We start from the raw sequence: 13947 nt of genomic DNA, 5'->3' as shown, positions 1-13947 counted from the left end.
AATCGCCGGAACCGGTAAGGAATCGGGGGTGCGAGATGCGGGTGTTGTTGTCGACGTACGGGTCGCGGGGCGATGTCGAACCGGTGGCGGGGCTCGCCGTGCGACTGCGGGAGCTCGGCGCGGAGGTGCGGGTGTGCGCGCCGCCGGACGAGGAGTTCGCGGAGTTGCTGACCGGTGTCGGCGTGCCGCTGGTGCCGGTCGGCCCGCCGATGGGCTCGATGGTGCGGCCCTCGTCCGCTGCGGAGGCGTCCCGGCGCGTGTCCGAACTGGCCGCGCTGTACGACACCATCGCGGCGGCGGCCGAGGGATACGACGCGCTCCTGGCGACCGGGCTGGCGCATTTCGCCTCGCGGTCGGTGGCGGAGAAGCTGGACATCCCCTACGTGTACGCGACCTTCTGCTCGTTCCTGCTGCCGTCGCCGTACCATCCGCCGCCGCTGGTCCTGGCGGGAGAGTCGGTCCCGCCGGGGGTGACGGACAACCGGGTGCTGTGGGACCTGAACGCCCGGACCTTCAACGCGCTGCACGGCGAAGCGCTCAACACCCACCGGGCTTCGATCGGCCTGCCCCGGGTCGACGACGTGCGCGGTTTCATCTTCACCGACCGGCCATGGCTGGCGGCGGACCCGACCCTGGGCCCGTGGCGGCAGACCCCGGACCTCGACGTCGTCCACACCGGCGCGTGGATCCTGCCGGACGAACGGCCGCTCCCCGCCGGCTTGCTGGCGTTCCTGGACGCCGGCGAACCCCCGGTGTACGCCGGTTTCGGCAGCATGCGCGGCGTCTCGGAGGACACCGCCCGGGCGGCCATCGAGGCGATCCGCGCGCAGGGCCGCCGCGCGCTCGTCGGTCGCGGCTGGGCCGGCCTGGCCCTGATCGACGATCGGGACGACTGTTTCGCCGTCGGCGAGGTCAACCACCAGGCGCTGTTCGCCCGGGTGGCCGCCGTCGTCCATCACGGCGGCGCGGGAACGACGACGACGGCCGCCAGGGCCGGCGCTCCCCAGGTGGTTGTCCCCCAGGCGGGAGACCAGCTCTACTGGGCGGGCCGGGTGGCCGACCTGGGCATCGGCGCGGGCCACGACGGTCCCACTCCGACCACCGAGTCCCTGTCGGCCGCGCTCAGGACCGCCCTGGCCCCCGAGACCCGGGCCCGAGCGTCGGCCGTGGCCGCCGCGATCCGCACCGACGGCACGACGATGGCCGCGAAGCTACTGCTCGACGCGGCAAGCCGGAGAAAGGCTGCCCGCTGGAAGTAGAGATGGATACACGCGCATCAACGATCTCGAACCGGCCGAACACCTCGTCATCGGTGACGTGCGTCCTGCTCAGGTGTCGTCGGAGCGGATCGCGGCGGCCTGTTCCTGGATGACTTCGCGGAATCGCGTGAGCAGGGTGAGCAGGGCGCGGAGTTCGCTCTCGGTGGAGGATTCCTGGAGGGCCGCCGTCGCCGCGTAGAAGTGGTCGAACAGGTTGAACGCCTGGCTGGCGCCGGTGGGTGAGGCGTGCAGGAGGACGCGGCGACGGTCGGCCGGGTCGATCTCGCGGTGGGCGTACCCGCCGGACTCCAGGCGGGAGGCCATCGCGCTGATGGCGGCGGTGGTGACGCCCAGGGTGGCGGCGATCTGGCCGGGGCTCATGGGGCCGTACCGGACCAGGAGGTTCAGGCAGATGAGGTCGGTCTGGTTGATGCCCAGCCGGGTGGCGGCGGCGTTGCCGATCAGGTCGATGGCGGTGCCCAGGTCGAACAGCTCGTGGGTGAGCGAGAGCGCGAGGTCCTCGCCCTCGGATTGCTCGGCCACCACGATCCTCGCCTGTCAGTTACATGATCTTGGCAACTCTACCACCGGCGGCGTCCTTCACCCGGCCGTCCGGGTCATCAGGTACGCGGCGACCCCCGGAATCATCCGCCACCGCCCGGGCGTCTCGGTGCCCGCGATCCGCTCGATGGCGAACTCACCGCCGAAACGCCGCACCACCTCCCCGGGCGCCATCGGGCCGAGGCCGATCCGCCGTTCGAACCAGCGCGGCGGCCACTCGAAGGCCCAGAGCAGGAACCGCGTGCCGGCCCGCGTCAGCGGCAGGACGTTGGCGACGTATCTGGCCCGGTTGTCCTGCGACAGATCGTCGAGGGTGCCGTAGTCGACGAGTAGATCGAACTCCCCGTACCGGTTCCGCAGGCCGGTGAGGTCGTCCTCCACGAACCGCACGGCGACCCCGGCGGCTGCCGCGGCCCGCCTGGCCTTGGCCAGCGCCGCGGGCGCGAAGTCGACGCCCGTGACGTCGAAGCCGTGCCGCGCGAGGTAGATGGCGTTGGCGCCGGTCCCGCAGCCGAGATCGAGGGCCCGGCACGGCAGCAGCCGCCCGCCGGACACGAGTTCGACCAGTTCCTGCCGCGGCCCCATCTCCCACGGCATCCTGGCCAGCCGATAGCCCATGTTGTACCAGGTCCGAGCGTTCATGAACGCCATAGAATACTCAAATGAGTTGATTGTCAATCCGTTTAAGTACCTGTGCGCGACAATCGGGGAACGGTTCGTGTGATTTGGCTTACCTTCTGACCGATCGGACAGATCCTGTCCGATCGGTCAGCTAGGTTGGGCGTCATGACCTCGATGCGCGCGGAGATCCTGGAGTCGGCGGCCCGCCTGTTCGCCGCCCACGGCTTCCGCGGCACGTCCCTCCAGGACATCGCGTCCGACGTGGGCTGCTCCAAGGCGTCCCTGCTCTACCACTTCACCAACAAGGACGCGATCCTGAGCGAGCTGTTCGCGCCGGTCGGGCGGGACCTGGAAACCATCCAGGAGAAGCTCGCCCCCCTCGAAGGCGAGCAGGCCGCGCGGGAGGCCGTCGAAGGGCTGGTGGAGCTCGCGCTGCGGTTCCGCCGCCAGGTCAAGATCCTGATCGTGGACGTCGACGACCTGCTCGGCCACCCCGAACTGCCCGACGTCGACCACGCCACCGAGAGCCTGGTGGACGCCCTGGTCGGCCGCGCCCCGGGGCAGGAGTGCCGGGTCGCGGGCTGGATGGCCCTGGTCGGCATCTTCCTCAGCTGCGCCCGCGGCGTCGACGTCCCCGACGAGGTCATGCGTGTGGAACTGACCCGGGGCGCGCTGCGCACCCTCGGCCGCCCGACCGACTGATCACCTCACAGATCACCTCACAGGGAGAGACCCCCAACTCATGGCGACCCTGCTGTACCGGCTCGGCCGGTTCTCCTTCCGCAACCGGGGGCGAGTCGCCGCCGTCTGGTTGCTGCTGCTCGCGCTCATGGGCGTGGCCGCCGCCCTGTTCCACGGCCCGTCCAGCGACAAGTTCTCCATGCCGGGAACCGAGTCCCAGCGTGCCCTCGACTCGCTCGCACGGGAGTTCCCGCAGGCCAGCGGCGCCGTCGGCACCATCGTGATCGCCGCCCCCGAAGGCGGCAAGCTGGACCCGGCGGCCGTCGCCCCGGTGGTGCGGGAGGCCGCCGCCGTACCGGGCGTGCTGGCCGCGATCGACCCCTTCCAGGCCCGCGCCCTCTCCCCCGACGGCCGGTACGCGCTGGTCCAGGTCCAGTTCAAGGACAACGTCGACCACATCACCGACGCCCAGCGGGAGGCGTACCTGAAGGCGGGGGCCTCCGCCACCGGCATCCAGGTGGAGCACGGCGGCGAGGTGCTGCGGGCCGCGCCCGAGGTCGGCGGCTCCGAGGCGATCGGCGTGCTGATCGCCGCGATCGTCCTGATCGTCACCTTCGGGTCGCTGGTCGCGGCCGGTATGACGCTGCTCAACGCGCTGGTCGGCGTCGGGGTCGGCATGGCCGGCCTGTACGCCCTCAGCGGCGTCGCCGAACTCACCTCCGTGACCCCCGTGCTCGCGCTGATGCTGGGCCTGGCCGTCGGCATCGACTACTCGCTGTTCATCACCTCGCGCTACCGCCAGTTCCTGGCCGAAGGGCTGGAGCCGGAGGAGGCCGCCGGCCGGGCCACCGGCACCGCCGGATCCGCCGTCGTGTTCGCCGGCGCGACCGTGGTGATCGCGCTGGCCGGCCTGTTCGTCGCCGGCATCCCGTTCCTGACCGTCATGGGCCTGGCCGCCGCCGGGACCGTCGCCGTCGCGGTGCTCGTCGCGCTGACGCTGCTGCCGGCGATCCTCGCGTACGCCGGGCCGCGCGTCCTGCCCCGCAAGCAGCGCGACGGCCAGGTCATCGCCACGGAGGGCTTCGGCTACACGTGGGGACGGCTGGTCAGCCGCCTGCGGGTGCCGATCCTGCTGGTCGGCATCGCCGGCCTCGGCGTACTGGCGCTGCCCGCCCAGGATCTGCGGCTGGCGCTGCCCGACGCGGGCACGGCCGCGCCCGGCACCCCGGCGCGCGCCGCCTACGACCTCACCAGCGAGGGCTTCGGCGAGGGCTTCAACGCGCGGCTGATCGCCGTCGTCTCGGCCGAGGACGCCGCCGCCGTGACCGCCGCCGCCGGTCAGGCGGCCGCGCTGATCCAGCAGGTGCCGGGCGTGCTGGCGGTCGCGCCGCCGCAGCCCAACGCGACCGGCACGACCGCGCTGCTGGCGATCATCCCCAAGGAGGGCCCGACCGCCGCCTCCACCGAGGAGGCCGTGCACGCCATCCGGGGCAAGGTCGCCACGGTCGCGGGCGCGGAGATCTCCGTCACCGGCGCGACCGCCGTCGGCATCGACGTGTCGGACAAGTTGGGCGAGGCCATGCCCGTCTACCTGCTGCTCGTCGTCGGCCTCTCGGTCCTGCTGCTGATGCTGGTCTTCCGGTCGATCCTGGTGCCGGTGAAGGCGGCGCTCGGCTTCCTGCTGACCATCGGGTCGACGTTCGGCATCACCGTGGCGATCTTCCAGGAGGGGACCCTGGCCGGGCTGTTCGGCGTCGAGGTGCCGGGCCCGCTGGTCAGCTTCCTGCCGATCCTGCTCATCGGCATCCTGTTCGGCCTGGCCATGGACTACGAGGTGTTCCTGGTCTCGCGCATGCGCGAGGACTTCGTGCACGGCGACACCGCCCGGCAGGCCACGATCAACGGCATGGGCCACAACGCCCGCGTGGTCACCGCCGCCGCGCTCATCATGACCTCGGTGTTCGGCGGCTTCGTCTTCATGGACGACCCGATCATCAAGTCGATGGGCTTCGCGCTGGCGCTCGGCGTGCTGATCGACGCGTTCGTGGTGCGCATGACGCTGGTCCCGGCCGTGATGGCGATGCTCGGCAGGGCGGCCTGGTGGTTGCCGAAGGTCCTGGACCGGGTGCTGCCCGACCTCGACGTGGAGGGCGAGCGGCTCAGCCACCACCTGGCCGCGTCCGCGGAACGCGTGCCCGAGCGCATCGGCTGACCGGTCACAGGTTGTTCCTGGCAAGGCCCGCGGGTGTGTCGCGGGCGCCGCTCACGGCCCCGTCCGGTACGGCCTCGCGCAGCGCCCGCAACTCCGCCTCGGTGAGCTCGATCTCCACGGCCGCCGCGTTCTCCTCCAGGTACCGGCGGCGCTTGGTGCCGGGGATGGGCACCGCGCCCTGCGCGGCCACCCACGCCAGGGAGATCTGGGACGGGGTCGCGCCGCGGGTCTCCGCGATCTCGCGGACGCCGTCCACCAGCGGCGCGTTGGCCTCGATGTTCTCCGGCGTGAACCAGGGCAGCGTCCTGCGGGCGTCGTCCCGGTCCAGGTCGTCGAGGCTGCGGATGGCGCCGGTGAGGAGGCCGCGGCCGATGGGCGAGAAGGCGACCAGGCCGATCCCGAGCTCGTCGAGCGTCCGCTTGACCCCGTTGAACAGGTGATCCTGCGCGAAGAGCGACAGCTCCGACTGGACCGCCGTGATCGGGTGGACCGTGTGGGCGCGGCGGATGGTCTCGGGACCCGCCTCGGAGAGGCCGAGGTAGCGGACCTTGCCCGCCGCGACCTGCTCGGCCATGGCGCCGACGGTCTCCTCGATCGGCACGGCCGGATCCACCCGGTGCAGGTAGTAGAGGTCGATCGTGTCCACCCCTAGGTGGCGCAGCGACCGCTCCACGGCCCGGCGCACGTGGGCGGGGCTGCCGTCCATCACCGCGCCGTTGTCGAAGTCGAGCGCGAACTTCGTGGCGATGGTGATCTCGTCCCGCCGCCTGCCCAGCGCCCGGGCGATCAGCTTCTCGTTCTCGTACGGGCCGTAGGCCTCGGCGGTGTCGATGTGGGTGATGCCGAGGTCGACGGCCCGGTTGAGGGTGGCGACGGCCTCGGTCTCGTCGCGGGCTCCGTAGAAGGCGCTCATGCCCATGGCGCCGAAGCCCTGCGGGGACACCCGGAGCCCTTGGCCTCCGAGACTGATGTCCTTCATATCCAGAAATCTCTCTCTAAGTGCTTGATTGAATGCGCAAAGTAGTCATGCCGGGCGTCGGCAAGCCGGAGTGGTGACGTGCCGGGTGGTTTATCCCCGACGGTCGTCGGGCTCGCCGGCGACCGCCCGGTACGCGGCGATCTTCTTGTCGATGGCCTGGAGATGCCGCTGCGTGCGCAGGACCTCTTCGACCACCCGGTCCCGATGCCGGGTCAGCACCTCCAGGCGCTCGGCCTCCGTACCGGTACGCCGGCACAGGTCGGCCATGACGCGCATGTCGGCGATCGACATCCCCGTCTCCCGCAGCATGACCAGCCCGGCGATCCAGGCCAGATCGCCCTTGCCGTAGCGCCGGTGCCCGCCTCCGTCCCGCGGAGCCGGGTCCAGCAGCAGCCCTTCGCGCTCGTAGTAGCGAAGGGCTTCGACGCCGACTCCGGTCGCCCTGGCCGCCTCACTGATCGACAGGCCGGCGTCCGGGACCTCCACGCCGACGTCGGGAAGAAGTACCTTGCGCATGCCTACGACTGTGCCACCTGTAGCGCACTACAGGGCAAATGGATCAAACAGGACAAACCGGGCGACCGGTTTCAGGGGGTCGTGAGGATCACCAGCCGCTGGGTCGCCCGGGTCATCGCGACATAACGATCGACCGCCCCCTCGACCCCCTCCCCGTACGCCTCCGGGTCCACGAGCACGACCAGGTCGAACTCCAGACCCTTCGACAGCTCCGGGGTCAGCGACTGCACACGGGACGTCGCCGGGAACGCCGGATCGCCGATGACGCAGGCGACCCCGTCGGCGTGCCCGGCCAGCCACCCGTCCAGGATCGAGCCCAGCTCCGAGGCCGAGCCGTACGCGACGGGGACGCCGCCGGTCCGGATCGAGGTCGGCACGTTCGCGTCGGGGAGCACGGCGCGGATGACGGGCTCGGCCGCCGCCATGACCTCCTCCGGCGTCCGGTAGTTGATGCTGAGGGAGGCCAGGGTGATCCGGTCGAGGCCGATCCGCTCCAGCCGCTCCCGCCACGACTCGGTGAACCCGTGCCTGGCCTGGGCCCGGTCCCCGACGATGGTGAAGCTCCGGGACGGGCAGCGCAGCAGCAGCATCTGCCACTCCGCGTCGGTGAGCTCCTGGGCCTCGTCCACGACGATGTGCGCGAACGGGCCGGCCAGCAGGTCCGGGGCGACGCCGGGCAGGGCGGTCTCGTCGACCAGGGCGTCCCGCAGGTCCTGCCCGTGCAGCATCGTCACCAGGCCCTCACCGTCGTCGTCGGCCGCGAGCAGATCGTCGACCACCCGCGCCATGCGCTCCCGCTCGGCGGTCACGGCGGCCTCCTCCCGGCGCCTGCGGCGGGAGGCCTCCGGGTCTCCGAGCCGCTGCCGGGCCGCGTCCAGAAGCGGCAGATCCGACACCGTCCACGCCTGGGCGTCCTCGCGCTGCAACGCCCGAACCTCCTCGCGGCCGAGCCAGGGCGCGCACAACCGCAGGTAGGCGGGCACCGACCACAGATCGCCGACCAGGTCGGCCGCCTCGATCAGCGGCCACGCCCGGTTGAGGGCCGTCAGCAGCTCCCGGTCCCGCAGCAGCGCCCTGCGCAGCAGAGCCGGCGGCACGTCCTCGTCGTGCTTGTCCGCCAGGATCGTGAGCAGTTCCTCCAGGATCTGGTCCCGCGCCTCGTTGTGCGGGGTGCCGGGCTCCGGCGCCTCGAACGCCTGCGCCCAGTCCTCGGCGCTCAGCCAGACGTCCGCCCACGGGGTCGTCACCTTCATCCCCGTGGCCGGCGGGTTCTCGTAGAACCGGACCGCCTTCTCGATCCCCTTCACCAGATCCGCGGACGACTTCAGCCCGGCCACCCGCGGGTCCGCCTCGACCGTCGCCGCCGCTCCCTCGGCGACGAGGTCCCGCAGCGTGCACGTCCGCACCCCCTCCTCGCCGAGGCTCGGCAACACGTCCGCGACGTACGCCAGGTACGGCTGGTGCGGCCCGACGAACAGCACACCGCCCCGGCGGTGACCGAGCCGCGGGTCGGAGTAGAGCAGGTAGGCGGAGCGGTGCAGCGCCACGACGGTCTTCCCGGTGCCCGGCCCGCCGTCGACGACGAGAGCGCCGCGCGAACCCGCGCGGATGATCGCGTCCTGGTCGGCCTGGATGGTGCCGAGCACGTCCCGCATCCTGCCCGACCGGTTGCCGCCCAGGCTGGCGATGAACGCGGACTGGTCGTCCAGCGCGGCGTGACCGTCGAACCCGTCCGGGGTGAACACCTCGTCCCAGTAGTCGCTGATGCTGCCCCGGGTCCAGCGGTACCTGCGGCGGCTGGCCAGGCCCATCGGGTTGGCGTGGGTGGCGCCGAAGAACGGCTCGGCCGCCGGGGAACGCCAGTCGAGCAGCAGCCGGCGTCCCGCGCTGTCGGTGAGGCCGAGCCGTCCGACGTACACGGGCCCGGAGCCGTCCGCGCCGACCATGTGCCCGAGGCACAGGTCCAGGCCGAAACGGCGCAGGGCGCGCAGGCGGGCGGTCAGCCGGTGGATCTCCAGGTCCCGGTCCAGCGCCCTGCGGCCCGCGCCGCCGGGCGCCCTGCGCTCGGCGTCCAGGCGTTCGGACAGCTCGGCGATCGACTGCTCCAGGGTTTCCGCGATGGCCGCGAAATGCCGCTCATCAGCGGCGATCAGTTTCGGGTCGGCCTTGGCGGCGAGATTGCCGGGAAGGTCGAACGCGCTCACGGCAACCACACCTTGTTGAACTTGATGTTGAACTTGATGGCCATACGCCGACGACGACACACGCACGTCGAACCCCCCGTTTCCGCAGCTTCTGGCTTCGGCCGCTGATTCTGCGGCACGAGGGGGGTCTTGCCGCAAGCCCCGGGGTGCGCTATAGGTTAGAAGTGGAGAGGAGCGGGTTCGCCCCCTCTCCCTTCAGCTTCCTGGCGAATAGTCCGCGCTGGACGGACAATCGGCCCACCCACACCGTCCGACATTTCGCATTGCGCCCGCGGCGGATAGTCCGCGGATGGACGGACAAGCCGGACCTCACATCGTCCGATATCTCGCAGCGAGTCTGACATAGGCGGCGGCGTTTTCCCGGATGGATTCCCGTTCCTTCTCGGTGACCTCGCGGACGATTCGGGCGGGCACGCCCGCGACCAGGCATCCCGGCGGCACCTCGAACCCTTCGCGGACGACCGCGCCGGCGGCGACGATCGCCCCGGATCCGACGCGGGAGTCGTTCAGCAGGATGGCACCCATGCCGACGAGCACGTCGTCGCCCACGACCGCCCGGTGCACCGTGGCCCGGTGGCCGACGCTGACACCCGTGCCGATGCGGGTCTCCTCGTGCACGACCGCCAGGTCCTGGATGTTGCTGCGCGCCCCGAGAACGATCGCGCCGGTGTCGCCGCGGAGCACGGCGTTGAACCAGACGCTCGCCTCCTCCTCCACCCGCACCTCGCCGACCAGCACCGCGCCGGCGGCGACGTACGCCGTCCCGGCCACGGACGGGGACATGCCGTCCAAACGGACCTCCATCTATTTGATGGCCATGGCGTTGGGCGGGGAGCCGACCCCGCCCACGATGTTCAGCGGCTTGCACGTCAGGAAGAAGTCGTAACGGCCGTCGTCCGCGCAGTCGGCGGCGAGCTCACCGAGCCGCCACAGCTCGCCCATGGCCATGCCGAGCAGCGCGATCAACGGCCGGTGCAGCATGCCGCTGTGGTCCACCCCCCGCTCGGGCGGACGCTCCCCCGGCACCCGGAAGTCCGACTCGATCACGGGGTCGGCCTCGACGGCGGGCGTGTCGCTCGCGACCAGCGCGATCTCCCGGTCCCAGAGCCAGCGCAGGATCTCCTCCCGCTGCGCCAGCCCCGGCGACCTGTTGCGCCGGTTGAACTCCACCCGCTCCTCCCGCGACTTGGCCACGTAGTTCTCCGCCCACCCGGTACGCAGGAGCAGCATGTCCCCGCCCTTCCACCGCACCCCCTGGTACGCGACGACCGCCTCCAGCGTGGCCACGTCCAGCACCACGGTCGTCTCGCAGTCGTACGCGCGCCCTTCCGCCGCGAAGAAACGCGGCACGTCCAGCAGCACGCCCCGGCCCGCGATCCCGGACTCCGCCCAGTTGTGGATGCCCAGCCGCGCCGACTCCCCGGTGTTGTCGGCCGACGAGAGCCCGTTGTAGAAGCCGTGTACGGGGTGGCCGATGTGGCGGAGCGCGTCCAGCTGGGACGTCGACTGGAGGTAGAACGAGTCGAGCCAGTCGTCGCGGTGGAACTCGTTGTTGGCGAACACGTGGTGCTCGGTGGCGGGACGCGTACCGGTCGGGTAGGGGTCGAATGCGTTGACCGGGTAGTCGAGGGTGAAGCGGCGGCCGCCGCGGACGAGCCTCGCGGCGTTCGCGACCCGTTCCGGCGTCAGCAGGTTGATCGTTCCCAGCTCGTCGCCGCGGCCGAAGAACTCCCAGCTCGACCGGGGCGGATGGGCGGAGGCGAGCTCGTCATACGTCGGCATCGGGTGGCCCTTCTGTGGGGCCGCCGAGCTCCTCGCTCAGCGCGGCGGCGGTGGCCGAGAGCTGTTCGAGCGCGGGCGGCAGGTCGGTGAGGTCGGCGCCGAGGATGGCCACGGTCGCGCACAGCCCCTTCTCGTCGAAGACCGGCGCGGCGACCGCGCACGCCCCGCCCTCGTGCCGGACCAGGCTGAACCCCCGCCGCCGCGCGGAGGCCACCTCCGACTCCAGGCGGGCCCGCTCGGCGGGCGACAGCCCGGCCGCCATGAGCTCCAGCGTCGCCGCGTCGGCGTAGGCGAGGAGCACGTGGGTCTGGGCCGCGGTCGTGTCCAGCCGGGTGCCGGGGTGCACGGTCACCACGACCGCCCGGCTCCGGTCCTCCTCGACGAGGGCGACCACGGGACCCTGGAGGCCGCGGATGCTGAGCACCGCCGTCATCCGGGCTTCGGCGCTCAGCTTCCGCAGGTGGGGCCCGGCGATGTCGACGACCCGCCGGCGCCCCAGGGCGAGCGTCCCGAGCTCCACCATGAGCCCGCCGAGCGTGAACGTCCCCCGGCGGGCACCCCGTTCGAGGATGCCCGCGGCGACCATCGACGCGCAGTAGCGGTAGGCCGTGGTGCGGTTCAGACCGGTGCGCTCGGCGACGTCCGCCGCCGTGAGCTCCAGGACCCTGGGCTCGAAGAGCGCACAGATCTGTCCGACGCGGGCGACCGCCCTGATGTCGGCGTTCAAGGCTTCGTGCGGGTCAAAGTTCGCCATCCCAGGATCGTAGTTTGAACAGCGTGGTCAGCCGGCGAGCCAGTTGGTGAGCTTGGTGGTGACCTCGTTGAAGTTGGCGGCGTACCAGTCGACGTCCTGAAGGACGGTCTTGCCGGTGTTGGCCGGGCCGTAGACCTGGACCTTCGTCGCGTTCTCCGACAGGTTCGGCTTGGCGGCCAGGTTCACGGGCGCGGTGCCGAGCACCTCGGAGATGCCGGCGACCGCCTGCGGGGCGACCACGGTGGCCATGAACTGCTGGGCGGCCTTCACCTTCGGCGACCCCTTCGGGACGGCGAAGGCGTTGATGGAGGCGACCGTCGTGTCCCAGACGACCGTGATGGCGGTGCCGTCGTTCATCAGGGGCACCAGGCGGGAGTCGGCGAGGAAGAACATGTCGACCTGCTTGGCGCCGACGGCCTGCTGGAGCGCGCCGACGTTGGGGGCGAACGTGGTCACGTCGCGGATCGTGTCGAGCTTCTTCAGCGCCCGGTCGGCGTCGAGCGGGTAGAGGGCGTCCGGCGCGACGCCGTCGGCGAGCAGCGGGTACTCCAGGATGCCGTTCTGCAGGTTGGTGAGGATGCCCCGCTGGCCGGGGAACTTCTGCACGTCGAAGAAGTCCGCGACCGTCTTGGGCGCCTTTGCCGGGTCGGGGAACGCCTCCGTGCGGTACGCGAACGGCGAGGCGTTGATGAAGTTGCCGATGTAGCACTTGCCGATCGTGCCCTTGACCAGGTCCTTGGGGTCCACGCCCGAGAAGTCGAGCGGTTCGAAGAGCGTCCCGCAGTTCTGGGTGGCGGCGGCGGGCGCCACCGCGACCACGTCCCAGACCACGGAACCGCTCTCGACCTGGGCCTTCACCTGGGCGACGTCGGGCGGGGAGGTGTTGACGAACGTGATGTTGGGGTGCGCGGCGGTGTAGGGCTTCTGGTAGTTGTCGATCATGGCTTGCTGGCCGACGCCGCCGTACCCGACGAACGTCAGCGCGACGTTCCCGTCGGGGTCGGCGGGGGTGGTTTCGCCGCCGCAGGCGGCCAGCGTGGCGAGGAGGGCGAGCGTACTGAGAGTCGCGCCGACGCGAACGGTTCGGGAGACCATTCGTCACTTCCTTCGATCGTGATTGTTCAAAATATGGAGTTGTACTTCATCCCCCGAACACTCGTGAGGCCGTGCGAGGCCACGGACCGGCGGCGGACCGGCGGCGGACCGGGTCAGGCCGCGACGAGGCGTTGCCGGTCGACGCGCCACCAGGCGGTCACGGACTGGCCGGCGCCGAGGTCGCTCTCCAGGGCGTCCAGCCGGGCGCGCCCCGCCACCCCGCCCCGCCCGAGGGCGAGTACGGCCGTGCGGTAGGCGCCCATGTACTCGACGTCGCGGATGGTCGCGCTCACCGCGTTCGCCCCGGACGGCACCGCGCTCCGGTCGGCCGCGATGCGCACGTCCTCCGGCCGCACCACCAGCGCGGCCCGCGAACCGGCGACCACCCGGGCCGAGACCGTGGCCGGATCGACCGCCCACACCTCGTCCTCCCAGGCGGCGCCCGCGCCGTCCCCGTACGGCAGCTCGAAAACGGTGGAATCCCCCAGGAACCGGGCGGTGAAGAGCGTCTCGGGGGTCTGGTAGAGCGCCTCCGGCGTCCCGACCTGCTCGATGCGCCCGTCGTTGAAGAGCGCGATCCGGTCGGACAGGTTCATCGCCTCCTCCTGGTCGTGGGTGACGAACACGAACGTCGACCCCACCTCGCGGTGGATCCGGCGGATCTCCAGCTGCAACGTGGACCGCAGGTTGCGGTCCAGCGCCCCGAGCGGCTCGTCCAGGAGCAGCGCGCTGGGGTCGAAGACGATGGCGCGCGCCAGCGCCACCCGCTGCTGCTGCCCGCCCGACAGCTGGGCGGGATAGGTGCCGTCCCGTCCCGTCAGCTGCACCAGTTCGAGCACCTCGGAGACCCTGCGCGCGATCTCGGGCTTGGGCAGCCTCCGCTCCCGCAGGGGGTAGGCGACGTTCTGCGCGACCGTCAGGTGGGGGAAGAGCGCGTAGTTCTGGAAGAGCATGCCCAGGTTCCGCTTGTGCGGCGGCAGGCGGCTCACGTCGGCCCCGTTGAACGCGATCGACCCGGCCGTCAGCGTCTCGAAGCCCGCGATGAGGTTGAGCGTCGTGGTCTTGCCCGAACCGCTCGGCCCGAGCAGCGTCATGAACTCGCCCGGCTCGATCGTGAGCGACACCCCGGCCACGGCCGGGCTGGCCAGCCCGTAGTCCTTCGTGACGCCGGTGAGGCGGATCTGCGTCCCGGCTCGCCGGGGCACGGCCACAGGCCCAGGCGCGGTGGCGGACGCTGCGGGGGACGCTGTGGGGGACGCGGTGGGGAACTTGGTGGCGGACAT

The 13947-nt window shown here is 71.5% G+C and carries 13 protein-coding genes; 3 read left to right on the top strand and 10 right to left on the bottom strand.

Annotated elements, in window-relative coordinates; all coding sequences use genetic code 11:
• Positions 1 to 35 precede the first annotated feature (35 nt).
• Positions 36 to 1259: a glycosyltransferase gene (locus Aph01nite_RS04675; RefSeq protein ID WP_204039477.1), complete on the top strand. Its 1224-nt coding sequence runs from the start codon at positions 36 to 38 to the stop codon at positions 1257 to 1259.
• Between the two features lie 69 nt (positions 1260 to 1328).
• Here Aph01nite_RS04675 and Aph01nite_RS04670 read toward each other — a convergent pair whose 3' ends face one another.
• Complete coding sequence (locus Aph01nite_RS04670) at positions 1329 to 1802, bottom strand: MarR family winged helix-turn-helix transcriptional regulator (RefSeq protein WP_204039476.1); 474 nt, start codon at positions 1800 to 1802, stop codon at positions 1329 to 1331.
• 57 nt (positions 1803 to 1859) lie between these two features.
• Positions 1860 to 2462: a class I SAM-dependent methyltransferase gene (locus Aph01nite_RS04665; protein ID WP_239161392.1), complete on the bottom strand. Its 603-nt coding sequence runs from the start codon at positions 2460 to 2462 to the stop codon at positions 1860 to 1862.
• Between the two features lie 144 nt (positions 2463 to 2606).
• Here Aph01nite_RS04665 and Aph01nite_RS04660 point away from each other — a divergent pair, with 144 nt between their 5' ends.
• A complete protein-coding gene (locus Aph01nite_RS04660) occupies positions 2607 to 3143 on the top strand; it encodes a TetR/AcrR family transcriptional regulator (protein WP_204039475.1) in 537 nt (178 codons plus the stop codon).
• A 40-nt stretch (positions 3144 to 3183) separates the two neighbouring features.
• Positions 3184 to 5334 (top strand): MMPL family transporter, encoded by a 2151-nt coding sequence (locus Aph01nite_RS04655; RefSeq protein ID WP_204039474.1) that lies wholly within the window; start codon positions 3184 to 3186, stop codon positions 5332 to 5334.
• A gap of 4 nt (positions 5335 to 5338) precedes the next feature.
• On the opposite strand, the gene Aph01nite_RS04650 is transcribed toward Aph01nite_RS04655, so the two are convergent.
• From Aph01nite_RS04650 to Aph01nite_RS04615, 8 genes are all read right to left on the bottom strand, one after another.
• On the bottom strand, positions 5339 to 6313 hold the full coding sequence (locus tag Aph01nite_RS04650; protein WP_204039473.1) for an aldo/keto reductase: 975 nt from the start codon (positions 6311 to 6313) through the stop codon (positions 5339 to 5341).
• A gap of 90 nt (positions 6314 to 6403) precedes the next feature.
• Positions 6404 to 6829, bottom strand: a complete 426-nt coding sequence (locus Aph01nite_RS04645; RefSeq protein WP_204039472.1) for a MerR family transcriptional regulator — start codon at positions 6827 to 6829, stop codon at positions 6404 to 6406.
• 71 nt (positions 6830 to 6900) lie between these two features.
• Positions 6901 to 9042 (bottom strand): RNA polymerase recycling motor ATPase HelR, encoded by a 2142-nt coding sequence (gene helR / locus Aph01nite_RS04640; RefSeq protein WP_204039471.1) that lies wholly within the window; start codon positions 9040 to 9042, stop codon positions 6901 to 6903.
• Positions 9043 to 9342: 300 nt separating this feature from the next.
• Positions 9343 to 9837, bottom strand: a complete 495-nt coding sequence (locus Aph01nite_RS04635) for a gamma carbonic anhydrase family protein (RefSeq protein ID WP_204039470.1) — start codon at positions 9835 to 9837, stop codon at positions 9343 to 9345.
• A complete protein-coding gene (locus Aph01nite_RS04630) occupies positions 9838 to 10815 on the bottom strand; it encodes a cyclase family protein (RefSeq protein ID WP_204039469.1) in 978 nt (325 codons plus the stop codon).
• Entirely contained in the window at positions 10802 to 11569 is a 768-nt protein-coding gene (locus Aph01nite_RS04625) for an IclR family transcriptional regulator (protein WP_204039468.1), read from the bottom strand. Before Aph01nite_RS04625 ends, Aph01nite_RS04630 begins: the two co-directional genes overlap by 14 nt.
• Positions 11570 to 11596: 27 nt before the next feature.
• Entirely contained in the window at positions 11597 to 12664 is a 1068-nt protein-coding gene (locus Aph01nite_RS04620; protein ID WP_204039467.1) for an extracellular solute-binding protein, read from the bottom strand.
• 113 nt (positions 12665 to 12777) lie between these two features.
• On the bottom strand, positions 12778 to 13947 hold the full coding sequence (locus Aph01nite_RS04615; protein ID WP_204039466.1) for an ABC transporter ATP-binding protein: 1170 nt from the start codon (positions 13945 to 13947) through the stop codon (positions 12778 to 12780).

Source organism: Acrocarpospora phusangensis, assembly GCF_016862995.1.
In the GTDB taxonomy this organism is placed as follows: Bacteria; Actinomycetota; Actinomycetes; order Streptosporangiales; family Streptosporangiaceae; genus Acrocarpospora; species Acrocarpospora phusangensis.
The sequence above is the reverse complement of the archived record's forward strand: the minus strand, read 5'-3'. Positions and strand labels throughout refer to the sequence as shown.

Coding starts and splice junctions, on each gene's coding strand:
- Aph01nite_RS04635 (WP_204039470.1), bottom strand. CDS start 9,837: ATGGAGGTCCGTTTGGACGGCATGTCCCCGTCCGTGGCCGGGACGGCG.
- Aph01nite_RS04625 (WP_204039468.1), bottom strand. CDS start 11,569: ATGGCGAACTTTGACCCGCACGAAGCCTTGAACGCCGACATCAGGGCG.
- Aph01nite_RS04660 (WP_204039475.1), top strand. CDS start 2,607: ATGACCTCGATGCGCGCGGAGATCCTGGAGTCGGCGGCCCGCCTGTTC.
- Aph01nite_RS04675 (WP_204039477.1), top strand. CDS start 36: ATGCGGGTGTTGTTGTCGACGTACGGGTCGCGGGGCGATGTCGAACCG.
- Aph01nite_RS04645 (WP_204039472.1), bottom strand. CDS start 6,829: ATGCGCAAGGTACTTCTTCCCGACGTCGGCGTGGAGGTCCCGGACGCC.
- Aph01nite_RS04650 (WP_204039473.1), bottom strand. CDS start 6,313: ATGAAGGACATCAGTCTCGGAGGCCAAGGGCTCCGGGTGTCCCCGCAG.
- Aph01nite_RS04665 (WP_239161392.1), bottom strand. CDS start 2,462: ATGAACGCTCGGACCTGGTACAACATGGGCTATCGGCTGGCCAGGATG.
- Aph01nite_RS04630 (WP_204039469.1), bottom strand. CDS start 10,815: ATGCCGACGTATGACGAGCTCGCCTCCGCCCATCCGCCCCGGTCGAGC.
- Aph01nite_RS04620 (WP_204039467.1), bottom strand. CDS start 12,664: ATGGTCTCCCGAACCGTTCGCGTCGGCGCGACTCTCAGTACGCTCGCC.
- Aph01nite_RS04615 (WP_204039466.1), bottom strand. CDS start 13,947: ATGTCCGCCACCAAGTTCCCCACCGCGTCCCCCACAGCGTCCCCCGCA.
- Aph01nite_RS04655 (WP_204039474.1), top strand. CDS start 3,184: ATGGCGACCCTGCTGTACCGGCTCGGCCGGTTCTCCTTCCGCAACCGG.